Genomic DNA, 23663 nt, shown 5'->3' with positions numbered 1-23663 from the left:
GTCATGGACGGTGCCTGTCCAGCGCCTCGACCAGGGTATCGATGCGCCGCAGATGCTCGCGGTTGTCATGGTCCCAGGGATGGAAGCCGGGTTTGAAGTAAGCCAGCCAGGGCAGGGCGATGCGCGGAAACACGCCGTGGCGACCGAGCAGGTACCTGGTCATGCTCCACCAGCCTTTCAGGTGATGACCGGCCTTGCGGTCGGCGATCAGCAGGCGTACATGGAAGTCGAACACCACCAGCCAGAACATCAGCGTGGTGCTCAGCATGGTGCCGATCCGGATCAGGTAGCGCCTCGGGCCGGGCTTGAGCGCGCTATTCCATACGTCGAAGGCCACCGACTTGTGCTCGGTTTCTTCCAGCGCATGCCACATCCACATCTGCCGATAGCTTTCGACCGAGTCGTCGAAGCGGCTCGGATCGCGTAGCAGCAGGTCGGCGAGCATCGCCGTGTAATGTTCCAGGGCAATGGTGATGCCCAGGTTGACGGCGGGCGGGAAATGCTTTTTCTGGAAGTCGAGAATCATCCGCAACCGTCGATCCAGCTTGTGCGCCGGCAGGCCGGCGCCTTGCAGCATGTCGTTGTAGCGCAGATGCTCGCGGCTGTGCATGGCTTCCTGGCCGAGGAAGCCCTGGATCTGACGCCTGAGCTCGGGGTCGTGCACCTGCCCACGGTAATGGCGCACGCTGTCCATGAAGAACAGCTCGCCCGAGGGAAAGAGCAAGGACAGGGCATTGAAGAAATGCGTGACCCAGGGCCCGTGGGCATGCCAGTCCTTGGCACGCTCGGCGGGCAGGTCGACATGGACATCACGGCGTACAGGGAACATGGCAGGTACTCCTTTCAATTGACACCGCCTGGGTCCTTGGCATCACGGACGCCAGGTCGGCTCTTGCGTTTACCCAAGGGCGACATCCGTCGCGTGACGAACACCACCAGGGTCTGATAGGCGCTGGGGAGCAGGCGCACCAGCAGATCGAGGATCCGCGCATCGCGCCCGATCAGCACCCGCCGGCGGTTTCGGCGCACGCCGTGGAGGATCACCCGGGCCGCCTGATCGGCATCGGTAATGAAGAGCTTCTCGAAATCCGCCCGCGCCTGGTCCTCGTTATCGATCAGCAAGCCCTTGACGTTGTCGCGGATACGACTGGAGCGGGCGATATCGGTGCGGATGCCACCGGGGTGCACGCAAGTGGCCGAGACGCCAATACCCATCAGGTCCAGTTCCTGGCGCAACGACTCGGTGAAGCCGCGCACGGCGAACTTGCTGGCGTTGTAGGCGCTCATCCCGGGTTGGGCGAACAGGCCGAAGACGCTGGAGGTATTGATGATGTGCCCGTTGCCGGTCTGCCTGAGGTAGGGCAGGAAGGCCTGGGTGCCATGGACCACGCCCCAGAAGTTGATCCCGACGATCCAGTCGAGGTCTTCCTGGTTCATGCCTTCGACGGTACTCGACAGTGCCACCCCGGCATTGTTGAAGACCAGGTTGATGCCGCCATGCTCGGCGGCCGTGGCGGCAGCCCAGTCGAACAGGGCCTGGCGCTCGGCCACATCGAGTACCCGGGTGGTCATGCGCAGCGGCAGCAGCGCGGCGGCCCTGGCCAACTCCAGGGTTTGCGCCAGGCCTTGGGGGTTGTTGTCCGCCAGGGCCAGATGGCAGCCTTCGCGGGCCAGGGCAATGGCCAGGGCGCGACCCATGCCGGCGCCAGCACCGGTAATGGCCGCCACCTTGCCGTCGAATGTGTTCATGGGCGCGGGCTCCCCGAGGATTGTGCTTGAACGCTGGTGGGGGCCGGTTCCGGGCGTGGCGATAGCTGAGCCGAGACCCGATAGTCGTTGAGCTCGAAGTGACGCGTGATCTGTCGGAAACGCCAGGTCGAGCCGGGCCAGAGGGTGGTGTTCTTGCCGGTGCGCGGGTCCAGGTACCAGCTGCGACAGCCGCCGGTTGACCAGATCGCGCGCTGGAGCTGCCGCTGGATCTGCTCGTTGTAACGACTTTCGACGTCGGGCTTGACCTCCAGGGTTTCGAGCCGCTGGCTGCGCATCTGCTCCAGGGCCTGAAGGATGTAGGCGACCTGGGCCTCGATCATCAGGATCATCGAATTGTGCCCCAGCCCGGTGTTCGGACCGATGATCATGAAGAAGTTCGGGTAGCCCGGCAGGCAGGTGCCCAGGTAGGCGTGGGCGCCATCGCTCCAGGCATCGAGGATGTCGAGGCCGTTGCGTCCGGTGATCAGGCCCCGGGGCAGGGGCTCGGTGGCCTGGAAGCCGGTGCCGAAGATCAGGCAATCCACGGGGTGGCGAACACCATCGGCGGTGACGACGGCATCGGCCTCGATCCGCGTTACCGGCTGGCTGACCACCTGTACGTGGCTGTGCGTCAGCGCCGGGTAGTAGTCGTTGGAGATCAGGATGCGCTTGCAACCGATGGTGTAGTCGGGCGTCAGGGTCCGGCGCAGCGCTGGCGCGGCGATTTGCCGGTGCAGATGGCGCAAGGCGACTTTCTGCACCTGCTTCATCAACCACGGATAGCGGGAGAAGGCAATCACCCGGCTTTCCAGTGCCCAGTAAATGGTCGAGCGGGCCAGGCGTTGGGTAAAGGGCAGGTGCCGGAACAACCAGCGTTCGGCGGCCGACAATGGGCGGTCGGGTTTCGGCAGGATCCACGGCGGCGTACGTTGGAACAGGCTCAGGTGGGCCACCCGTGCGGCGATCCGTGGCACGAATTGGATCGCGCTGGCACCGGTACCGATCACCGCGACCCGCTTGCCTTCCAGTGCATAGTGGTGATCCCAGTGCTGGGAATGGAAGCGCTTGCCCTGGAAGTCGGCCAGCCCGGCAATCGCCGGCAATGCCGGACGCGAGAGTCCACCCGTGCCGCAAATCAGTACGCGTGCCGACACCCGGCGCCCGTCGGTAAAGTCCAGGGCCCAGCGCTGGTGGCTTTCGTCGAACACCGCGCGGCTCAGGCCCATGCCGAAGCGCAGGTGCGCGGTGATCGCAAAGTCCGCCGCGCAACGCTCAAGGTAGGCGCGAATTTCCGCCTGGGGTGCAAATTGCCGGCTCCAGTGCGCATTGGGCGCGAAAGAGAAGGAGTAGACATGCGACTGCACATCGCAAGCGCAGCCCGGATAGTGGTTGTCGCGCCAGGTGCCGCCCAGGGCGTCGGCTTGCTCGGCGACAAAGAAGTCGTTGAAGCCGGCCTGCTTCAATCGGATGGCCATGCACAGTCCGGCAAAGCCAGCGCCGATGATCGCAATCTCAACGGCTTCGCCGTCCGGCGCGGGTGACGAGTACGCATTCATGCCGTGTACCTCGGGGGGGGACGCGCGTCCGCCGCTGAGCGGCAGCGCTGGGTGAGTCTTCAGCATTGCACAATTAAATTAAATGTTTTAAAAAATAATTTAAATAGCTTGTCTGAAAATATCGCCTACGCTAGTGGCCTGCCGAATGCTGACGACTCATCCGACCGATGGGCCGGTACATGAGGTGTAGGCGATTCTCGAGGTGGCAGCCAATCCCGGTATAGCGCCTCGACGCAGGGCTGCGAGGAGCAAGCAATGGAATGGATTGTGGGAATTGCAATTTTTGCGGCGGTGAATGCCGCGTTGTGGGCTATCAGCTCGCGGATCGATCGGTACATTGAGGCCAAGGTGCCACCCGAGGGGCGTTTCATCGAGGTGGGTGGGGAGCGGATTCATTATCAGGACGAGGGCAGTGGCCCGGCATTGGTGATGATCCATGGGCTGACCGGTTGTGGGCGCAACCTGACCTATGCCTTGTCGCCGTGTTTGCGCGAGCAGTTCAGGGTGATCACCCTGGATCGTCCCGGTTCCGGTTACTCATCCCGCAGTCCGGGCGCCAGGGTCGATATCCCGGCGCAGGCCGGGCTGATCGCCGAATTCATTCGTACCCTCGACCTGGACCGGCCCCTGGTACTCGGGCATTCGCTGGGCGGCGCGTTGGCCTTGTCCCTGGCGCTTGACCATCCGCAGTTGGTGTGTGGCCTGGTGCTGGTGGCGCCCTTGACCCATCCCCAGCGCGTCCTGCCCCTGATGTTTCTGTCCCTGTGGGTGAGGCCCGCGTGGTTGCGCGGTTGGCTCGCGCGAACCCTCTCGGTGCCCTTGGGGATGCTCGGACGCAAGGGCCTGATCAAGGCGGTGTTCGCCCCCGAGCCGCCGCCCGAGGACTTTGCCGAGCGCGGCGGCGGGCTGCTGGGGCTACGCAGCAACAACTTCTATTGCGCCTCCAGCGAGGTCGCCACGATGAACAACGATCTCCCGGAAATGGTCAGGCGCTACCCGCAGCTGACACTTCCGGTGGGCTTGATCTACGGATCCGGGGATCGTGTACTCAGTTACCGCAAGCATGGCGAATCGATGCTCGGCAAACTGCCGGGCCTGCGCTTGGAAATTATCGAAGGGGCCGGGCACATGCTGCCCGTCACCGCCGCGGAGCCGGTGGCCGATCTGGTCCGGGACATCGCCCGGCAGGCAAAACCGCGCCACCACCTCGCCTTTGCCCCAGCAACTGCGGTACTCGGGCCTTCCTGAGCGAGCGCCTGCGAGGTCGGCCAGAGGTTCCACGAGCGACATTCAAATCTCAGTGAAAAAAATAGTTGACGGGCTAACGAAACCGAGCTAAATATTTAAAAAAATGTTTTGAATGTTTTTTTTAAAAGTGCATTTGAGCGATTAAAATAATGAAAATAACGCTTTGTGACGCATTTGCTCTGTCTCTGCCTGCCTGTCATCCGGATCTGCGGTCGCCCGTGGTTTCGGTCCCGAGGTGGCTGCCATGAGCGCTTCCCTGGCGGCGCCTGGGGTCTGGACCGACGGTAAGCGCCATCTCTGGTGGCTCGGTGCGTTGCCGATGGCCACGCCGCTGTTGTCCGGCGTGTTCGCCCTTGCTACCGGGATCCAGTCCTTGTGGTGGAGCGGGGTGCTGGTGATTTTCGGGCTGATCCCGATGATCGACGGCCTGCTCGGTGAAGACCGCAGCAATCCACCGGAAACCGTGGTTCCGGATCTTGAGAAACAAACCTACTATCGCTGGATCATCTACACCTGCGTGGCCCTGGTCACGCTGTCCGTGCTCAGTACTGCCTGGCTGGCGGCGGGTGGCATCGACTGGCTGATCGACGGCGGGCTGTTGCGCCTGAGCGAGGCCTGGTCATGGCACGGCGGGCCGGCTTCACTGCTGGCCTATGTCACCGAGCGGGCCCAGGCGCATGGCCGCGTCAGTGCCTTTACCTACCTGGGCATGGCGATGTCCACCGGTGCCGCCACCGGGATTGCCATTAACATCGCTCATGAGCTGGGACACAAGAGCCGACCACTGGAGCAGTTCCTGGCGAAGCTGTCCCTGGCGCCGACTTTCTATGGCCACTTCTTTGTCGAGCACAACCGTGGCCACCACGTGCGGGTCGCCACGCCGGAAGATCCGGCCAGCTCGCGTCTTGGGGAGAGCTTCTGGAGCTTCCTGCCGCGCTCGGTCTATCACAGCCTGCGCTCGGCCTGGCAACTGGAACGCGGGCGCCTGGGCAAGCTGGGGCTGCCGGTTCTGCACTGGAGCAACACCGTGCTGGGGGCCTGGTTGTTCAGCGTGGTGATGTGGGGCGGCTTGATCCTCTGGCTGGGCAGTGGGGTGATTCCCTTCCTGCTGATCCAGGGGGTCTACGGCTTTTCGCTGCTGGAGGTGGTGAACTATGTCGAGCACTACGGCCTGTTGCGCCAGAAACTGCCCAACGGTCGTTATGAGCGCTGTTCGCCACGACACTCCTGGAACAGCAATCGAATTGTCACCAATATCTTTCTGTTCCAACTTCAACGGCACTCCGATCACCATGCGTATCCGACGCGCAGTTATCAGGCATTGCGTCATTTCGATGAGGCGCCGCAACTGCCATATGGTTATGCGAGCATGATTGTCTGGGCCTATGTGCCTTTTCTCTGGCGGCGACTGATGGATCACCGGGTATTGGCACACTACGGGGGGAATGTGCGATTGGCCAATTTGCAGCCCTCCAGGCGCGTGCAACTATTGAAACACTACGGTACGCGCTACACCGATTAAAAAATAGAGTTACAAAACAACATGCTCAGTCTTGAACGTGCGCATGAAGGGGAGGCGCGCGCCAATAGTGGCCTGTGGCATTCACCGGAAAGAAGCAAGTGCCCCGATAAAACAATAAATAACGGGAAGGAGGTCAACCATGCATAAAGTTCTATTAGCCATTCGAGTGTTGGCGGTACTGCTGGTTTTTTTGCCCGTGGCGCCGGCGTTTGCCGCCGCGCGTATGGAGCCGGCCAATACCGAGTTCAGCGCCAAGGGCCCGATCAGTTTCGCCAAGAGCATTATCAATGCCGACTGTACGATTGAAGTCAGCGGTCGGATCAGCGCCGACGGTAGTTATGCCAGTGTCGAGAAAGTGGGTTTCGATGGCGGCCTGAAGTGTGGCCAGGTCGAGGCCACGCACCTGCCCTGGAAGTTGGTGGCCAAGGACGACGGTAGCGGCTCTATGTCCGGTATCCAGGTCACGGTGCACGCCCCGTTCGTGGGTGGTGACTGTGGGCCGAGCACGGCGGACGGGACTTGGAGCAACAGTAGCGGAAAACTCCAGGCGGTCTCGGTAGCGCTGGACGGCGGTTGCACCATCAAGACGGTATCGATCCAGATGCCGCCGACTTTTCGGGTTGTGCCCTGAACGGAATAACCCGTTGTTTAGTAAAAATTGAAAGTTTGGCTGGCAAGGGAAGCTCGGTCGCTGTTGCTGTCGCATTACTCCGTGTTGTCCATTAACGGCCATAACCCCCTGGCGAAATGAATCGCCATAACATGTGAGGAATAACAACAATGAAAGTTCTTAAAACACTCATGTCGTTCACGGCCATTGCTGTCTGCTTAGGCGCGGCATCCATGGTCAATGCTGCAACCATTACCCCAGTGAACACCAACTTCACCGCACCAGGCACCATTACGGTGAAATCTCCGGCCTCGTTCAATCTGCCAGTGACCTGCAACATTACGTTCACCGGCAAGACTGCCGCCAACGGAGCCACGGCGTCGATTACCGCTGCCACTGTTAGTGGTTCCAATGCCTTGTGCGGTGTACCAGTGATGCAGAACCTGCCATGGACACTGACACCTACCAGTACCAGCACGGCAACGGTGTCCGGTGTCAGCTTCAGTATCGTTTCAAACTGCGGTACCGCCACGATCAACACCAGTTATGGCGGCGGCGCGTTGACTGTTCCAAGTGCCCAGGCCGTTGGGAGCTGCACCATCACCGCGCTCAACGTCGCACCTAATCCGACCTTCGTCATCACCAATCCCTGAGGTCGCTTTGAAAACAACGTGCTGATCACTCGTTGATAAGACAGGCGCCTTCTCGGAGGCGTCTGTTGAGCGCTGTTGAACCGGATGACCTGTTACGGTTGATAATAATAAGGAGTGAGGCATGAATAATAAGAAACAACAATTGCACGTCGCTACGGTGTTGGCTATTTGGGGCGGGTTGGTGATTGCAGGGCCTGTTCAGGCCGGTGGCTTTTCGACACCCACCTACGGTGCACCTGGTTGGGGGCGAGCTTTCGGTGGTGGATCACTGTTCAAGAACGATCCCAGCGCGGCCTACAACAACCCGGCGGCGATGGCTTTCATTGATCAGAATGTCGCGCAGTTCACGGTCGACTATGCCCGTATAAAATTGAAGTACAAGGGGACCGCTACCGATTATCAGGGCAATCCAGCGTCCATCACACCCGTCAATCCCGATGGATCTACTGGCGATCCCGTGCCCCTGACCGGCGACGGTGGCGAAGGTGGTTTTACTGCCTGGCTGCCAACCGGATTCATGGTCATACCGATCAATGATCGGTTTTCCTTTGGTCTTAGTCAGGTTATTCCGCAGGGGATGCGCAGTACCTGGGACGATGGCTGGAAAGGACGTGACTTTGCGGTGGATACCAAGATCGAAACCGTGGGTCTCACGGGCTCGCTTTCGTTCAAAGTCAACGACGCCTTTTCGGTGGGCGGCGGTGTCATCGTGCAGCACACCAATGGCTTCGTCAGCCAGAACCTCAACCTGACCGGCGCGGCGGCCTTGTCCCCGGGGCTGGGGGGCATTCCCTTCCCGTCGGGTGCCGGCTCGAACCTGATGCGTGTCAAGGTGGACAACACCTCGGTCGGCTGGTTTACCGGGGTGGTCTGGAAACCGACCGATCGGGATACCCTTGGGCTGAACTATCACGCCAAGATCAAGAACAAGCTGGAGGGTAAATACAATATTTACGCCGATGCGCTCGGCAGGGAGTACACCACTCTGCCAGTGGGTCCCAACGGTGAGACGCTGGTGGGGCTGGCCTATCCCGGACTCAAGCTCAATCCCGACGGTGCCAACGCCACCACCCAGCTGGATATCCCCGCCACGGCCGGCCTGGATTGGGTACACGTGTTCAGTGACCGTTTCACCTTGGGCCTCAGTGCGACCTGGACCCAGTGGTCTTCTTTCAAGAACCTGACGCTGAAGTCCGATGGCAACCTCATCGTCTCCATTCCTTATAACTACAAGGACAGCATGATGTACTCGCTGGGCGGCGACTATAGGTTCACTGATCGCCTGACGCTGCGCGCCGGCGTGGCCTTCGACCAGACACCAACCCGCGACTCGACCCGCGATCCCCGGATCCCGGACAACGACCGCTGGTTTACCTCACTGGGCTTTGGCTATGAAATCAAGGAAATCCCAGGATTGAGTATCGACGGCGCATATTCGCGGCAGTTTGTGAAGGAGTCCCCGATCCGTACCCAGAACGTGGATCGTCTGGGTGGCTCCACGCTCGACGGCAAGGTAGATGCCTCCGGCGAAGTGGTCAGTCTCTCGGCAACCTACAAGTTCTGAGAGGCGTCGCTGTCTGATCTATCGGATTATTTGACAGCGCCGCAAAACCTGTAGGAGCCAGCCTGCTGGCGATGGTGATGCAAGATTCACCGCCGCCATCGCCAGCAAGCCGGCTCCTGCAGGGGCGTGTTTTGCCTTGATTGCAAGCTCCTCCCAGAAACCGACCCGGTCGGTTTTTTGTTGGTCTCAGAATTAAATATTAATTTAAAAAATAATTTTAAAACGAGTCTGTTCTTTGTAAGGTAGAGGTCGGTCAGCCGTTATGGAGATGGCTGACCCAGCGGGCCATCAGCGATTGGCGCCCGTGGTTTTCCTGAATGTTCAAAGAGGTGTGCCCATGACTTTCTGGTTGTTGCTGGCTGTGGCGGGGGCCTTGGCCCTGGGGTATCGACAGGCGCCCGCGAGCCTGTGGTTGGGCGGTGTGCTGGTCTGGTTGGCCGGTGGTTATCTATTCGGCGTGGTCGGATTGCCGGGCATGGCCATCGGCGTGCTGACGCTCCTGGCTCCGGCCGTGGTACTGGCGATCAAACCCTTGCGCCGGGCCTTGCTCTCACGCAAGGCCCAGGTCCTGTTCCGCCAGATCATGCCGGCCATGTCCGACACCGAGCGCGCGGCGATCGAATCCGGGACGGTCTGGTGGGACGCCGAGCTGTTCAGCGGCAAGCCGCGCTGGGAGCGCCTGCTGAGCGCCGCGCCGGCGTGCTTGAGCGAGGAGGAACAAGCCTTCCTCGACAACGAGGTGGAAGCCCTCTGTGACATCGCCAACGACTGGGAAACCACCCAGGTCTGGCAGGACCTGTCGCCCCAGGCCTGGCAGTACACCCGGGAGGCCGGCTTTCTCGGCATGATCATTCCCCGGCAATACGGCGGCAAGGGCTTCTCCCACTACGCCCACTCCCAGGTAGTGATGAAGCTGTCGACCCGCTGTTCGGCGGCGGCGATCTCGGTGATGGTCCCCAACTCCCTGGGCCCGGCCGAACTGCTCCTGCATTATGGCACCGAGGCCCAGCGCCAGTACTACCTGCCACGCCTGGCCCGAGGCGAGGACATTCCCTGTTTCGCCCTCACCAGTCCCTATGCCGGTTCCGATGCCGGGGCGATTCCGGATCTCGGGGTGGTCTGCAAGGGGCGCTTCGAGGGCCAGGAGGTGCTGGGTTTCAGTGTCACCTGGGACAAGCGCTATATCACCCTGGGACCGATTGCCACGGTGCTCGGCCTGGCGTTCCGCGCCGAAGATCCCGACGGCTTGCTGGGCAGTCCGGGCAGCCTGGGGATCACCTGCGCGCTGATCCCCACGTCCCATCCGGGGGTGCGCCACGGTCGTCGGCACTGGCCGCTCAATGCGGTGTTCCAGAACGGTCCGACCCAGGGCAAGGAGGTCTTTATTCCCCTGGACTGGGTGATCGGCGGTCGCGAGCAGGTGGGCAACGGCTGGCGCATGCTGATGGAGTGCCTGGCCGCCGGTCGGGCGATTTCGCTGCCCTCGGCGAATGTCGGCCTGGGCAAGATTGCCGTGCGTGGCACCAGCGCCTATGCCGCGATGCGCAAGCAGTTCGGGCTGCCCATCGGCAAATTCGAAGGCGTGCAGGCGCCACTGGCGCGCATGGCCGGGCACCTGTACGCCTGTGATGCGGTGCGCAAGGTCTCGGTAGCCGCTCTGGATGCTGGCGAGAAACCCTCGGTGATCTCCGCCATCGCCAAGTACCACGTCACCGAACGGGCCCGCGCCATTGTCAACGACGGCATGGACATCGTCGCGGGCAAGGGCATTTGCATGGGGCCGAACAACTTCCTCGCTCGGGCCTATCAGCAAAGCCCGATTGCCATCACGGTGGAGGGCGCGAACATCATGACCCGCTGCCTGATCATCTACGGCCAGGGGCTGATTCGCTGCCATCCCTATGTGTTGCGTGAAATGGAGGCAGCTCGCCGCCAGGGCCGTGAGGGGCTGGAGGCCTTTGACCGGGCGATGTTCGGCCATCTCGGCTTTGTCCTGGCCAACACGGTACGAGCCTTGGTGCATGGATTGACGGCGGGCCGGTTGCTCAAGGCCCCGGCGCAAACCGAGCCGGCCCTGGCCGCTTATTATCGGCAGGCCGGGCGCTTGTCGGTGGCGCTGGCCCTGGTTTCGGATATTTCCATGGGCGTACTGGGCGGTGCGCTCAAACGCAAGGAAAGCATCACCGGGCGGCTCGGCGATATCCTCTCGCAGCTGTACATCCTGTCCTGCGTGCTCAAGCGTTTCGAAGACGACGGCCGGCCCCGGGAGGATCTGCCGCTGGTGCACTGGGCGGCCCAGGATGCCCTGTGGCGGGCCCATGAAGCCCTGGATGAAACCCTCGACAACTACCCCTCGAAAGCGGCGCGCCGGTTGCTCCGCGCCCTGGCTTTTCCGTTTGGGATTGCCTTGCGCAAACCCTCCGACCGGCTGCTGGCCGAGGTCGCCGAGTTGGTGCAAACCCCAGGCGAGAGCCGCGACCGGCTGTTGGCCGATTCCTATATCCCGCAGCCGGATATCGACAAGCTGGCCTACGGCGAACTGGCGTTCCAGTTGTTGCCCCAGGTGGACCTGATCGACGCGCGCCTGAAACCGGCGGTGCGCCAAGGGCTTGTCGCGCCATTGCCGATTTCCCGCGAGGCGTTTGTGCCCTGGTTGGCCAAGGCCCTGGCCTTGCAACTGATCAGCGGTGAGGAGGGTGAACTGCTCGAGCGCTATGTTGAATATGGCGACCATGCGATCCAGGTGGACGACTTTCCCCAGGACTTTGGGCTGCTGGAGGCATTGCAGCGGCGCCAGGCGCACATCGACCAGGCGCAGAGGAGCCCGGGCAAGCGCCGGGTGGGCGCCGACAACCCTATTTGATGACTTTTCTCGGTTTTCCAGCGGAATCTATTCATGGCTGACGGTTATCTTGCTTTCACTAACACCCCCTGGGGCCATTGGCTGGCCCGCACCCTGGGCCTGCCGCAGCCCTTGGCGTTGCAACGCTATCGCCAAGGCCAGACAGGCAACCTGCTCAATCCGCTGGTGCTGGCGGCGGGGCCCCAGGGGCGCCTGTCAGGCGAGTTGCAACGGATCTTCGCCGCCACCGGGACCGTGGCTGCGGTACCGGCCAGCATCGATGCACCGTCCACGGTCAAGGTCCAGGGGCTGGTGTTCGACGCCAGTGGCCTGGCTGACGTGCTGCAATTGGACGAGCTGTACCGCTTTTTCCACGCCAATGTCCGGCGCTTGAGCGCCCATGGCCGGGTGCTGGTCCTCGGCACGCCGCCGGAACACTGCGCGGCACTGGCGCAGAAAGTGGCACAACGGGCCCTGGAGGGGTTCGTGCGCTCCCTGGGCAAGGAGCTGCGCCGGGCGATTACCGTGCAACTGCTGTACATCGAGCCCGGTGCCGAGGCGGAGATGGACAGCAGCGTGCGCTTCTTTCTGTCCCGGCGTTCGGCCTTTGTCTGCGGTCAGGTGGTGCGGATCGGCGAACCGGTGGACTTTCCCAAGGAGATTTTCTGGGACACACCACTGAGGGGGCGTCGGGCCCTGGTCACCGGCGCTTGTCGCGGTATCGGCCTGGCCATCGCCCAGGTACTGGCCAGCGAGGGCGCCGAGGTCGTCTGCCTGGATATCCCCGCCATGGAGGCTGAATTGCAGTCAGTCGCGGCATCCCTGGTGGGAACCGCGCTGGCCCTGGACATCACCGCGCCCGAGGCGGCCGAGCGGCTGCTGGCGTTCGTCGGCGAGCAGGGGGCTTTCGATATCGTCGTGCACAACGCCGGCATCACCCAGGACAAGACCCTGGCGAAAATGACCGAGGCGGCCTGGCGCAAGGTCATGGCGGTGAATCTGGAGGCGCCGTTGCGATTGAGCACGGCCTTGCTGGAGGGGCAGGGGATCAATCCCGGCGGACGGATTATCGGGGTGTCGTCGATTTCCGGGATCGCCGGCAACCTGGGGCAGAGCAACTATGCCACCTCCAAGGCTGGGGTCATTGGCCTGGTACAGGGCCTGGCGCCGTTGGCGGCGCGCCAGCAGGTCACGGTCAACGGCGTGGCACCGGGGTTTATCGAGACGCAGATGACCGCCAGGATTCCGTTGCTGATCCGTGAGGCGGGACGGCGGATGAACTCGCTGGCCCAGGGTGGTCAGCCCGAGGACGTGGCGCAAACCATTGCCTGGCTGGCGCATCCGGCCTCCGGTGGAATCAATGGGCAGGTGGTCCGCGTCTGCGGGCAAAGCCTGTTGGGGGCCTGAATGATGAACACGGATCCGCGCATGCGTATTGTCGACCCGCCGCCTTCCGGCGCTCGCCTGCTCTGGAACGGCCTGCGCAGTTTGCGTAAGCCCAAGCTGGAGGGGCCAGCATGCTTGCCCGACGAGCGACTGCTGCGTCCGGCGGTGGAACTGCTGGAGATGGATATTGCCCGCTATGCCCGGGCCTGTGGCTTTCGCCCTGAACACGGGGTGCCATTGTCGTTTCCGCATACCCTGGCTTTTCCTCTGCACTTGCTGTTGCTGACCAGTCCGAGCTTTCCCTGGCCGGCCAGCGGCATGGTCCATCTGGCCAATCGCATTCGCCAGTACCAGCGCCTGGAGTCCGGGCAGGCCTTGCGCCTGGCGGTACATTGCGAGCGTTGGGTCGCGCACCCAAGGGGCCAGGCGGTGCTGATCGTCACCCGGGCCAAAGGCGCTGGCAACCTGGTCTGGGAGAGTGAAAGCCTGTATCTGCGCCGTGGTGTGGCCGCGCCCCTGGGCGAGCCTTGGCCGGACGCGCTGGACCTTGATGAGGCGGCCCTGGTGCGTACCCAGCGTTGGTCGTTGCCGGCGAACCTGGGGCGGAGTTTTGCCCGGGTATCCGGTGATTACAATCCGATCCACATTTCCTCGCTCGGGGCTCGCCTGTTCGGCTTTCCACGGAGCATTGCCCATGGCATGTGGACTCTTGGCCGCGCACTGGCGGCGCAACAAGCGCCGCGGCCCTTGACCGTCGCGGAGCTGGTCTGCGAGTTCAAGCTGCCCATCTTCCTGCCCGCCAGCGTCACGCTGTGGAATGTGCCGCCGACAGGGCCGCGCCATGCATTCGAAGTGCGTAACAGTGCGGGGGACAAGCCGCATATGCGCGGACTCTTTATCCAGGGGGAGCGGTCATGAGTGCCTACAGTTTCAACCCGGCGCCGGTACGTCGGGTCGCCATCCTCGGTGGCAATCGCATTCCGTTTGCCCGCTCCAATACGGCTTACACCCAGGACAGCAATCAGGACCTGTTGGTGGCCGCCTTGCAGGGGCTGGTGGATCGCCACGGCCTCGAGGGGCAGCGGCTGGGGGAGTTCGCCGCCGGCGCGGTGATCAAGCATTCGCGGGATTTCAACCTGGCCCGCGAGGCCTTGCTGTCCACCACCCTGGCGCCGCAGACCCCGGCCTACGATGTGCAGCAAGCCTGCGGCACCGGCCTTGAAGCGGCGTTGCTGGTGGCCAACAAGATCGCCCTCGGACAGATCGACGTGGGGGTTGCCGGCGGTGCCGATACCACCTCGGACGCGCCTATCGCGATCAACGAGGGCCTGCGCCAGATCCTGTTGCGGGCCAACCGGGCCAAGAGCCTGGGCGAGCGGCTACGCAGCCTGCTCGGGGTGCGTCCGGGGATGTTCTTCAAGCCGCTGCCGCCGCGCAATGGTGAACCGCGCACGGGGCTGTCCATGGGCGAGCATTGTGAAGAGATGGCCAAGCGCTGGCAGATCTCTCGTTTGGCTCAGGACGAATTGGCGCTGAGCAGTCACCTACGCCTCGCTGCCGCCTATCAACGGGGTTTCTTCGATGACCTGATCAGCCCGTATCGTGGGTTGACACGCGATAACAACCTGCGTGCCGATGCCAGTCTGGAGAGGCTCGCCGGCCTCGGGCCGGCTTACGACAAGCGCAGCGGCACCCTGACCGCCGGCAACTCGACGCCGCTGACCGATGGCGCCTCGGTAGTGCTGTTGGCGAGCGAGGCGTGGGCGCAGGCGAACAACCAGCGGGTGCTGGCTTACCTGCGTACCGGTGAAACCGCGGCGGTGAACTTTGTCGATGGCAGCGAGGGGCTGCTGATGGCACCGGCCTACGCCGTGCCGCGGATGCTCGCCCGCGAGGGCCTGACCTTGCAGGACTTTGACTTCTACGAGATCCACGAAGCCTTCGCCGCCCAGGTGCTCTGTACCCTCAAAGCCTGGGAAGATCCCGGCTATTGCCGCGAACGCCTTGGCCTGGACGCGGCGTTGGGTTCGATTGACCGCAACAAGCTCAACGTCAATGGCGGCTCCCTGGCCTGCGGGCATCCGTTTGCCGCCACTGGGGGGCGGCTACTGGCAACCCTGGCCAAGGCGATTGACCAGCGTGGCCAGGGCCGCGGGCTGATATCCATTTGTGCCGCCGGCGGGCTGGGCGTGACCGCCATCGTCGAAAAATAAAACAACAACAAGGAGAGAACCATGAGCCTCGCAAGCCTGCACAGCATTGACCAGCGCATCTGGTTGAGCGCTTACCTGCCGGGTGTCCCGGCCGATATCGAAACCGAGATCGAGCGTTATCCGTCGCTGCGCGAGGTGTTTCTCGAGCACATGGAGAAGTACCGCGAGCGCGTCGCCTACGTCAGTATCGGTACCGAGATGGGCTACCTCGAATGGGAGCGGCGCGCCTTTGCGTTCGGCGCCTGGTTGCAGTCGCGGGGGGTGAGGAAGGGCGACCGCGTGGCTCTGATGATGCCCAACTGCCTGCAGTACCCGATCTGCCTGTTCGGCACCTTGCTGGTGGGCGCCGTGGTGGTCAATGTCAACCCGCTGTATACCGCCCATGAGCTCAGGCACTTGCTCAAGGACAGTGGTGCCGAGACCGTGGTGATCTTCGAGAACTTCGCCCATACCCTGGAGCAGGCGATGCCTGGCAGCGCGTTGAAAAACGTGGTGGTGGCGGCAATCGGCGATCTGCTGGGGACCTACAAGGGCGCGGCGTTGAACTTCGTGTTGCGCCATGTGCAGAAACAGGTGCCACGTTTCGATCTGCCCGGGGCGACCCGATTTCCACGGTTGATGAAACAGGCCGCGACGATGCAGGTCAGGAAGGTCAAGCTGGCACACGATGACATTGCCTTCCTGCAGTACACCGGCGGCACCACGGGCGATGCCAAGGGGGCGATGCTGACCCACCGCAATATCCTCGCCAACCTGATGCAGGCCAAGGCCTGGATCGGCGACCAACTGGGTGAGAACCAGCAGGAAACCAATGTCACCCTGTTACCGCTCTATCACGTGCTGTCGCTGACGGTGAATTGCCTGATGTTCATGTGCCTGGGCGGGCGCAATATCCTGATCGCCAACCCCCGTGACGTGAAGCGGGTGCAGATGATCCTGCGCAAGGAGAAGTTCAGCGGCATTGTCGGGGTCAATACCCTGTTCAACGGGCTGCTGGAAAACACGGAATTCCGCGGCCGGGACTTTTCCGATCTGAAGCTGGCCATTGCCGGCGGCATGGCCACCCATACCGCCGTGGCCCGGCGTTGGAAAGAGGTGACCGGGGTGCCGATCATCGAAGGCTATGGGCTGACCGAGTGTTCGCCGGTGGTCAGTATCAGTCCCATCGATATTGCGCGGATGCGCGAGGGCGACTTCAGCGGGACCATCGGCGTGCCGTTGCCTTCGACCTGGGTGCGGTTCATGCGTGAAGACGGCGAGTTGGCCGAACTGGGCGAGGAGGGTGAATTGCAGGTCCGTGGCCCGCAAGTGATGAAGGGCTACTGGCAGCGGCCGGAGGAGACCGCCAAGGTGCTGGATCGGGCCGGCTGGCTATCGACCGGCGATATCGGGGTCATGAATGAACAGGGCTTCATTCGCCTGGTGGATCGCAAGAAAGACATGATCCTGGTGTCGGGCTTCAATGTGTACCCCAACGAGATCGAGGATGTGGTCGCCCTGCACCCCGGCGTCGCGGAAGTGGCGGCCATCGGGGTGGCCGACGAGGTCACCGGGGAGCGGGTGAAAATCTTTGTCGTGCGCAAGGATCCGGCACTGACCGACGTCCAGTTGCTGGCCCATTGTCGGGAGTACCTGACGGGGTACAAGGTGCCGCGGATCGTCGAGTTTCGCACCGAGGAGCTGCCCAAGACGACCGTAGGCAAGGTCCTGCGTCGGGCATTGCGTGACCATTTGTCTCCTTAACAGGCGCTTTGCGCGGAATTTCTTGTTATAAACACACTCCGATACGTCTCCACGGGACTGGTGCAGAGCGCCCGTGCGGGCGTATCGGACGTTTTTGCTGTCATTTCAGTTGCTGACTCGATAACTCGGCCTTAGACTGCCGCCCCTCGTAAATTGAGTGCCGGGTGGCGCTTGGAATGGACGGCGCCTTTCTGTGCATCCCCCTCAGGTGCTCAGAACGCTCCCTAATTCGCCTTAATGCACGTATTTTCTATAGAGAAATCAATGACAAAGGAAAAGTTGCTGGCCATGCCGGCGGACGACTACATGAACGCCGAGCAACTGGCTTTCTTTACCGAGCTGTTGCAAGCGATGAAAGTCGAAACCCACGAGCGTATCGAGCAGAACCGTATTGCCATCGAGAGTCTCGATACGCCGGCTGACCCGGCTGACGCCGCTTCCGTTGAAGAGGAACGCACTTGGCTAGTGAATGCCATTGATCGCGACCAGCGCATGCTGCCGCAGTTGGAACAGGCGCTGTTGCGCATCCATGACGACTCCTTCGGCTGGTGCGACGACAGCGGCGAGCCGATCGGCCTCAAGCGCCTGCTGATCAGCCCGACCACCAAGTACTGCATCGAAGCGCAGGAACGTCACGAGCAGATCGACAAGCACCAGCGCCAAGCCTGATCGCCGCCCTTTGTAGGAACCGGCTGGCTGGCGATCCGGACGACGCGGTGTCCCTGTCAAACCGCGTCATCGCTCATCGCCAGCAAACCCGCCTCCACAGCCGCCCCATAGCGACTATTGTTGATGCAAACGCCCTACAACTAATGGACCATGGCTAATGGCTCAATAGTGGCGTTTAATGCGAAAAAACAACTAGAAGCTCACAGTGGGTAAGTACATGTCTGGAGAAGGAATTCTGCCTGGGGTTGGGCCGCACGTGGACGCCGCATCGAAACCGACACTGCGTTGGCTCACGCCATTGATACAGAGCCTGGGACTGGCGCTGTTGCTGTGTGCCATGAGCTTTGCCGGTTGGCCCTTGATCGTTTGCCTGCCCCTGGCCTTGTTACTGGTCTGGTTGCCGCGTCTGCGGATGCGCCCGGTCACCGCGTCAGTCGTCCAGGCTGGCGATGAAGCCCTGGCGCAACTGACCCGGGACCTTTCCTATACCACCAGCCATAATGCCCTGTCCGCCGCCGGCGTGGCCTTTTCGGTCAAGCAACTGGCCGGCAAGGTACAGTCGCAGCTCAACGCCGCCGCACAAATTGTTACCAGTGCCGAACAGGTGATCCATACCGAGCAGACCACCTCACAGTTGAGCCAGCAGGCCCTCGGCTCCGCCAGTGAGGCGCGCATCAGCAGCGCCGCGGGACATACGGTGCTGGCGGAGTCCATCGGCCGCATGCACCAGCTCAGCCTGCAGGCCAATGCCAGCCGCGAGCTGATCGAGGCCCTGAGCCTGCGCAGCGAGGAAATCCAGCGAGTGACCCTGGTGATCCAGTCGATCGCCAGTCAGACCAATTTACTGGCCCTCAACGCGGCCATCGAGGCGGCACGCGCCGGAGAGCATGGTCGCGGCTTTGCCGTGGTGGCCGACGAGGTCCGCGGACTGGCCGGGCGCACGGCCACGGCGACCGATGAGGTAGGGGTCATGGTGGCCGACATCCAGCAACGTACCACCCAGGTCGTGGAGCAGATTCGCCAACTGGCCCAGGACCTGGACGGTGGTGTCGAGCAGGTCGAGGATACCGGCCGGCACCTGGAGAATATCGCTGGCCTGGCCGCCAGCGTCGAAGCGCAGGTGGGTGAGATCGCCCGGGGCGCGCAGAGCAACCGCGAGCAACTGGACAGCCTGTTCACGGCGGTCGAGCAGATGCGTGGCGACCTGGCTGTCAGCGACCAGCAGACCTGTCACCTGACCCAGGCGGCGATACAGATGGAAGGGCAGGCCGAGACCATCAGCCAGCGCCTGGCCGAAGTCGGCCTGGATGATTACCACCAGCGGGTCTACGACCTCGCCCGCGAGGGAGCCGCGCAGATTGCCGCGCGTTTCGAGGCGGACATCGAACAGGCTCGCATCAGTCTGGATGACTTGTTCGATCATACTTACCAGCCGATCGCCAATACCTCGCCGGCCAAATACCAGACACGCTTCGACCGTTATACCGATCAGGTCCTGCCGGCGATCCAGGAACCCTTGCTGGCGCGCCATGAAGGCCTGGTATTCGCCATTGCCTGTACGCCCCAGGGCTATGTGCCGACCCATAACCAGGCGTTTTGCCAGCCTCTGACCGGTGATCCGCAGCATGACACGCTGCACAACCGGACCAAGCGCAAGTTCGATGACCGCACGGGGATTCGTTGTGGCAGTCATCAACAGCCGGTACTATTGCAGACCTATACCCGTGACACCGGCGAGCTGATGCATGACCTGTCGGTGCCGATCATGGTCAAGGGCCGCCATTGGGGCGGACTGCGTCTGGGCTACAAGCCGGAAGGCGCACCGAAAAAGGCTTGATTCCGTCCTCGGGGGGGGCTCTGCGCCGCACCGCCGCGAAGGCGTCCGCTGAGCCCACCTCAGACCGTGGTATTAACCATGCCGGCCATCAGCTTTTCTGCCATGACCAGCGCGGTACTGGTGCCGTTCAGCGCGGCGCCCAGGGCTGCGACCTGCGCCTTGGCGGGCTGCACCGCGGCTTCGCGAGCCGCTTCGCTGCGGTGACGGGCGCTTTTGGTCGCGGCCAGTTGGGCGTTGGCCCTGCGCAGTTTTTGTTGGAGTTGCTCGATCTGGGTCCTGAGTTGCTTGACCCGATCTTTTGCCGCCTTGTCATTGCCCGCCAGGCTGTTGCCCAGCAGACTCGAAGCACTTTCGTCGCTCCACAACGGGGCAGCCGAGAGACGGCTGCTGGAACTGCCGCTATCTTCGCTGGGCGACAGCAGGAAGGCAGATGGGGCCAGGGTCGGGTTCAAGTTGATCATCGACGATACTCCTGGAATGATGCTTGCCAGATTATCGGCAAGATGGCACCGTCCTGTAGGATAAATCTGCGTCGAACGCTGGCTCCTACCAGGTATTTGCGACAGACTGGACATACCTGGGTACTTTTTGTCTTGTAAGATGCTGCCCACTGACAGTTTGATTGGCCCCAATGGCCTGACGTGTTCTAGAATCACCTCCAGTGCTCGGGGGCTGATTTCATCCAGAGCATTTTTTACAATCTGCATGTCGGAAATTACTTTTTTTCAAGAAGGCCTTCCCTCGCAAACTCAGTTGCCGGTTTCCCGTGATCGGTGCAATGCGGTGTTTTCCTTCAAGCGCTGATGACGTTTCGTAGAAGTCATGGGACCTTGTATCCATTAGGCTTTCTGCGCACCGGTGACCATCGCCAGGCCGCTCGGGCAAACATCAGGGCTTCTATTCAGTAACCGACGGCAGTGACCGATCGTTTTGTGTTGCCTGACACTCGCCGGGCGGCTTCATTTTTCGAGTTTGAGGACTTTTCGTTGGCAGTCAGTAATCTGGATATGCATGCACTGTTTGTACTGGGGGATCTTCGGGCCAAACTGGTCAAACAGTTTCAATCACGTTTCGTCTATATCACCGAACAAACCGCCGAAGGCATTTACATTGCCGAGATCGACACCGCAACCTCGCTGGTGGTCGACGACAAGCAACGCCTGGAGCTGAAAGTGGGTGATCATTTTCGGGCCGCGGTACTGCCAAGTCGCGAAGGTGGCAAGTTCGACATCAAGTTTCGTGAGATCAAACTCACGGTCTATGGCCTGGGTGACTATGCCTATGTAACCGTGCCGGAAGGCCATGGGATTTTGTTCAAGGAAGGGCATACCGTGGTGATGGTGTTTGCCGCCCATGAACAACTGCTGGGTGGCTTGAGCAAGACCCTCAAGGACGTGACCAAGAAGGCCGCCCGCTGGCGCAAGGGCGAACTGACGTTCAAGGCCAGCGAGTAATGAGTTCGACCCGGGCCGAGTTCCATCGCCAGCATCAGCAGCAGGCCAGCGACGAGGCTCGTCGGCTGTTCGAGCGCAAGGCTGAACTGCAGGGCGCCTGGCTCAACTGGGTCGCGGCGCAGCTTTATGCCCTTGGGCCTGCAGAGTATGTCGGCATGGTCCGACGTGAATTGCAGCAGCTTCAGTCGCAAGACACTCAGTGATCGGTTGTGCATCAATCCGGGAACCTCTACTACAGTTCAGTTGACTGAAGTTTCCTGGGCTTTCGGTTTTTTGCCGAGAGACGCCCCGTGATTGAGGTAATTCCATGAAAGGACTACGTGTGCTGCTTGCCAGCGCCTTGGCTGTATTCTGCGTTACCGCCATGCCCCTGCAAGCTCGGGCCGCTGCCCAGCCGATCCACTTTGCCGACCTGAACTGGGAAAGTGGCAGCCTGATTACCGATATCCTGCGTTACATCGTCGAAAAAGGTTACGGTCTGCCGACCGATATGTTGCCTGGCACCACCGTGACCCTGGAAACGGCCCTGGCCAAGAATGATATCCAGGTGATCGCCGAGGAATGGGCCGGACGTAGCCCGGTCTGGGTCAAGGCCGAAGCGGCGGGCGAGGTGGAGGCCGTTGGCGATACCGTCAAGGGTGCCACCGAGGGCTGGTGGGTGCCCGAGTATGTGATCAAGGGCGATCCGGCGCGCGGTATCAAGCCACTGGCGCCGGACCTGCACGGGGTTGCGGACCTGGCCCGTTACAAGGATGTCTTCCGGGACCCGGAGGCTCCGGGCAAAGGGCGTTTCCTCAACAGTCCAATCGGCTGGACATCGGAAATCGTCAACCAGCAGAAGCTCAAGGCCTATGGCCTGACCGACAGTTACGTGAATTTTCGCAGTGGTTCCGGGGCCGCGCTGGATGCGGAGATCACCTCGTCGATCCGACGCGGCAAGCCGATTCTGTTCTATTACTGGTCGCCGACGCCGTTGCTGGGCAAGTTCAAGCTGGTCCAGCTCGAGGAGCCGGCCTTTGACGCTGAAGCCTGGAAAACCCTGACCGACGCCAATAATCCCGATCCGAAGCCGAGCCGCTCCCTGGCGTCGAAGTTGAGCATTGGGGTCTCCGCACCGTTCAAGGCGCAGTACCCGCAGGTGGTGGCGTTTTTCGCCAAGGTCGACCTGCCGATCGATGTGCTGAACCAGGCATTGGCGAAAATGAGTGAAGAGCGCCTGCCACCGCGCCAGGTGACGCAGGCGTTTCTCAAGGATCACCCGGATGTCTGGAAGGCTTGGCTGCCCGCGGATGTGGCCGGCAAGGTCGCCGCCAGTCTCAAGTAATGCGCCATCATGTGGGAGCGGAGCCTGTCGGATCGCCGCACCGCCGCGAAGCTTCAGCGACATCAAGGTCGCCAGGTCGCCTTCGCGGCGGTCCGGCAAGCCCCCGCCCCAGCCATTTTACAGTTCGCTGACATCGACCCAGCGCCGCTCCTTGGCTGCCAGCCGAATCGCCGTCGCCAGGCGTTCCACCTGCCAGGCCTCTTCGAAGTCCGTACCCGTCTGGCCTTGACCGGCCAGCGCGGCGATCAGCGCCTGGACCTCCAGGGTCTTGAGTTCGTTGTAACCCAACTGATGGCCGGCGGCCGGGCTGAACGCCGCGTAACGGGGCAGATCGGGGCCGGCCAGCAGGCGCTGGAAACCGCTCTGGCCGGCGCGACAGAGGCGTAGTTCGTTCAAGCGTTCCTGGTCGAAGGCCAGGGTGCCGCGGGTGCCACTGATTTCGAAGCTCAGGTGGTTCTTGTAGCCGTGCTTGAGCCAGCTGCTGCTGATCGCGCCCCGGGCGCCGTTGGCAAAGCGCAGCAGGGCGTGGACCTGGTCATCGACGGCAATCGGGCGGGTTTCCAGGCTGCCGGCACTGGCGGGGCGCCGTGGGTGGACGGTGCGGGTGTCGGCGCAGACCGCGCTGATATCGCCGAGCAGATAACGGGCCATGGCCAGCAGATGGCTGCCGAGGTCGGCCAGCGCACCACCGGCGTGCTGCGGTTCACAGCGCCAGGACCAGGGGGAGGTGGGGTCGGCCATGAAATCTTCGCTGAATTCGCCCTGGAAACCGACAATCTCGCCCAGTTCGCCGCGGTGGATCAGATCCCGGGCCAGGTCGATTATCGGATTGTGTTGGTAGTTGTAGCCCACTCGGGTGATCACGCCGGCCTGTCGGGCCGCGTCACGCATCCGGGTCGCCTGGTCCAGGTCGACCGCCAGGGGTTTTTCGCAATACACCGCCTTGCCCGCCGCGAGGGCGGCCATGGCCATGGGAAAATGCAGGTGATTGGGCGTGGTGATCGCCACCAGCCCAACCCGGGGATCGTCAATCAGTTGTTGCCAATCGCCGTAGGCCCGCTCGAAGCCCCAGGCCGTGGCGCAGGACTCGGCGCGCCGTGTGTCGGCATCCGCCAGCGCCACCAGGCGCAGCTTCAATGGCAGTTCGAACACCACACTGGCATTGTGAAAGGCCAGGGCGTGGGCACGGCCCATGAAACCCGTGCCGATCAAGCCTATTCCCAACTCGTCCATCGCCGCATCCTTTGATTGTTATTTTCAGGAAGGGCTATTTATAGAATTTAAATTCACCAA

General features: G+C 62.1%; 20 protein-coding genes. 15 read left to right on the top strand and 5 right to left on the bottom strand.

What is annotated here, in order from left to right:
- Position 1: 1 nt before the first annotated feature.
- Genes PFEN_RS17225 through PFEN_RS17215 form a run of 3 tightly spaced genes read right to left on the bottom strand, consistent with a single transcriptional unit; the run spans position 2 to position 3305 of the window.
- Complete coding sequence (locus PFEN_RS17225; protein ID WP_191488027.1) at positions 2–829, bottom strand: metal-dependent hydrolase; 828 nt, start codon at positions 827–829, stop codon at positions 2–4.
- Between the two features lie 14 nt (positions 830–843).
- A complete protein-coding gene (locus PFEN_RS17220; RefSeq protein ID WP_191488026.1) occupies positions 844–1749 on the bottom strand; it encodes an SDR family NAD(P)-dependent oxidoreductase in 906 nt (301 codons plus the stop codon).
- Positions 1746–3305, bottom strand: a complete 1560-nt coding sequence (locus PFEN_RS17215; RefSeq protein WP_191488025.1) for a flavin-containing monooxygenase — start codon at positions 3303–3305, stop codon at positions 1746–1748. The genes PFEN_RS17220 and PFEN_RS17215 overlap by 4 nt, the downstream gene beginning before the upstream one ends.
- A gap of 255 nt (positions 3306–3560) precedes the next feature.
- Between PFEN_RS17215 and PFEN_RS17210 the strand changes: the two genes are divergently transcribed.
- From PFEN_RS17210 to PFEN_RS17155, 12 genes are all read left to right on the top strand, one after another.
- Complete coding sequence (locus PFEN_RS17210; protein ID WP_191488024.1) at positions 3561–4553, top strand: alpha/beta fold hydrolase; 993 nt, start codon at positions 3561–3563, stop codon at positions 4551–4553.
- A 244-nt stretch (positions 4554–4797) separates the two neighbouring features.
- Positions 4798–6075 carry an alkane 1-monooxygenase gene (locus PFEN_RS17205; protein ID WP_191488023.1) on the top strand — a complete coding sequence of 426 codons (1278 nt, stop codon included), beginning with the start codon at positions 4798–4800 and terminating at the stop codon, positions 6073–6075.
- 139 nt (positions 6076–6214) lie between these two features.
- A complete protein-coding gene (praA, locus tag PFEN_RS17200; RefSeq protein WP_191488022.1) occupies positions 6215–6706 on the top strand; it encodes an alkane oxidation protein activator PraA in 492 nt (163 codons plus the stop codon).
- 149 nt (positions 6707–6855) lie between these two features.
- Complete coding sequence (gene praB, locus PFEN_RS17195) at positions 6856–7338, top strand: alkane oxidation protein activator PraB (RefSeq protein ID WP_191488021.1); 483 nt, start codon at positions 6856–6858, stop codon at positions 7336–7338.
- Positions 7339–7459: 121 nt separating this feature from the next.
- The gene (locus tag PFEN_RS17190; protein WP_191488020.1) at positions 7460–8902 is read left to right on the top strand and encodes an outer membrane protein transport protein; all 1443 of its coding nucleotides are present in this window, start codon (positions 7460–7462) and stop codon (positions 8900–8902) included.
- A 337-nt stretch (positions 8903–9239) separates the two neighbouring features.
- Positions 9240–11765, top strand: coding sequence for an acyl-CoA dehydrogenase (locus tag PFEN_RS17185; RefSeq protein ID WP_191488019.1), 2526 nt, complete (start codon positions 9240–9242; stop codon positions 11763–11765).
- Between the two features lie 33 nt (positions 11766–11798).
- Positions 11799–13151: a 3-oxoacyl-ACP reductase gene (locus PFEN_RS17180; RefSeq protein ID WP_191488018.1), complete on the top strand. Its 1353-nt coding sequence runs from the start codon at positions 11799–11801 to the stop codon at positions 13149–13151.
- A gap of 3 nt (positions 13152–13154) precedes the next feature.
- Entirely contained in the window at positions 13155–14048 is an 894-nt protein-coding gene (locus tag PFEN_RS17175; protein WP_191488210.1) for a MaoC/PaaZ C-terminal domain-containing protein, read from the top strand.
- On the top strand, positions 14045–15343 hold the full coding sequence (locus tag PFEN_RS17170) for an acetyl-CoA C-acetyltransferase (protein WP_191488017.1): 1299 nt from the start codon (positions 14045–14047) through the stop codon (positions 15341–15343). Before PFEN_RS17175 ends, PFEN_RS17170 begins: the two co-directional genes overlap by 4 nt.
- Positions 15344–15364: 21 nt before the next feature.
- The gene (locus tag PFEN_RS17165; RefSeq protein ID WP_191488016.1) at positions 15365–17086 is read left to right on the top strand and encodes an AMP-binding protein; all 1722 of its coding nucleotides are present in this window, start codon (positions 15365–15367) and stop codon (positions 17084–17086) included.
- Between the two features lie 264 nt (positions 17087–17350).
- Positions 17351–17755, top strand: a complete 405-nt coding sequence (locus tag PFEN_RS17160) for a TraR/DksA family transcriptional regulator (protein ID WP_191488015.1) — start codon at positions 17351–17353, stop codon at positions 17753–17755.
- 217 nt (positions 17756–17972) lie between these two features.
- Positions 17973–19592, top strand: coding sequence for a methyl-accepting chemotaxis protein (locus PFEN_RS17155; RefSeq protein ID WP_191488014.1), 1620 nt, complete (start codon positions 17973–17975; stop codon positions 19590–19592).
- A gap of 59 nt (positions 19593–19651) precedes the next feature.
- Here PFEN_RS17155 and PFEN_RS17150 read toward each other — a convergent pair whose 3' ends face one another.
- A complete protein-coding gene (locus tag PFEN_RS17150) occupies positions 19652–20053 on the bottom strand; it encodes a hypothetical protein (protein WP_191488013.1) in 402 nt (133 codons plus the stop codon).
- Between the two features lie 525 nt (positions 20054–20578).
- Here PFEN_RS17150 and PFEN_RS17145 point away from each other — a divergent pair.
- The 3 genes from PFEN_RS17145 to PFEN_RS17135 all read left to right on the top strand — a co-directional run bounded on the left by PFEN_RS17145 (position 20579) and on the right by PFEN_RS17135 (position 22370).
- Positions 20579–21046, top strand: a complete 468-nt coding sequence (locus tag PFEN_RS17145; RefSeq protein WP_191488012.1) for a hypothetical protein — start codon at positions 20579–20581, stop codon at positions 21044–21046.
- Entirely contained in the window at positions 21046–21249 is a 204-nt protein-coding gene (locus PFEN_RS17140) for a hypothetical protein (protein ID WP_191488011.1), read from the top strand. The genes PFEN_RS17145 and PFEN_RS17140 overlap by 1 nt, the downstream gene beginning before the upstream one ends.
- 104 nt (positions 21250–21353) lie before the next feature.
- On the top strand, positions 21354–22370 hold the full coding sequence (locus PFEN_RS17135; protein ID WP_191488010.1) for an ABC transporter substrate-binding protein: 1017 nt from the start codon (positions 21354–21356) through the stop codon (positions 22368–22370).
- Between the two features lie 117 nt (positions 22371–22487).
- On the opposite strand, the gene PFEN_RS17130 is transcribed toward PFEN_RS17135, so the two are convergent.
- The gene (locus tag PFEN_RS17130) at positions 22488–23603 is read right to left on the bottom strand and encodes a Gfo/Idh/MocA family protein (protein ID WP_191488009.1); all 1116 of its coding nucleotides are present in this window, start codon (positions 23601–23603) and stop codon (positions 22488–22490) included.
- Positions 23604–23663: the final 60 nt, after the last annotated feature.

Origin of the sequence: Pseudomonas sp. FEN (assembly GCF_904067045.1) — a bacterium.
Classification (GTDB): Bacteria; Pseudomonadota; Gammaproteobacteria; order Pseudomonadales; family Pseudomonadaceae; genus Aquipseudomonas.
The sequence above is the reverse complement of the archived record's forward strand: the minus strand, read 5'-3'. Positions and strand labels throughout refer to the sequence as shown.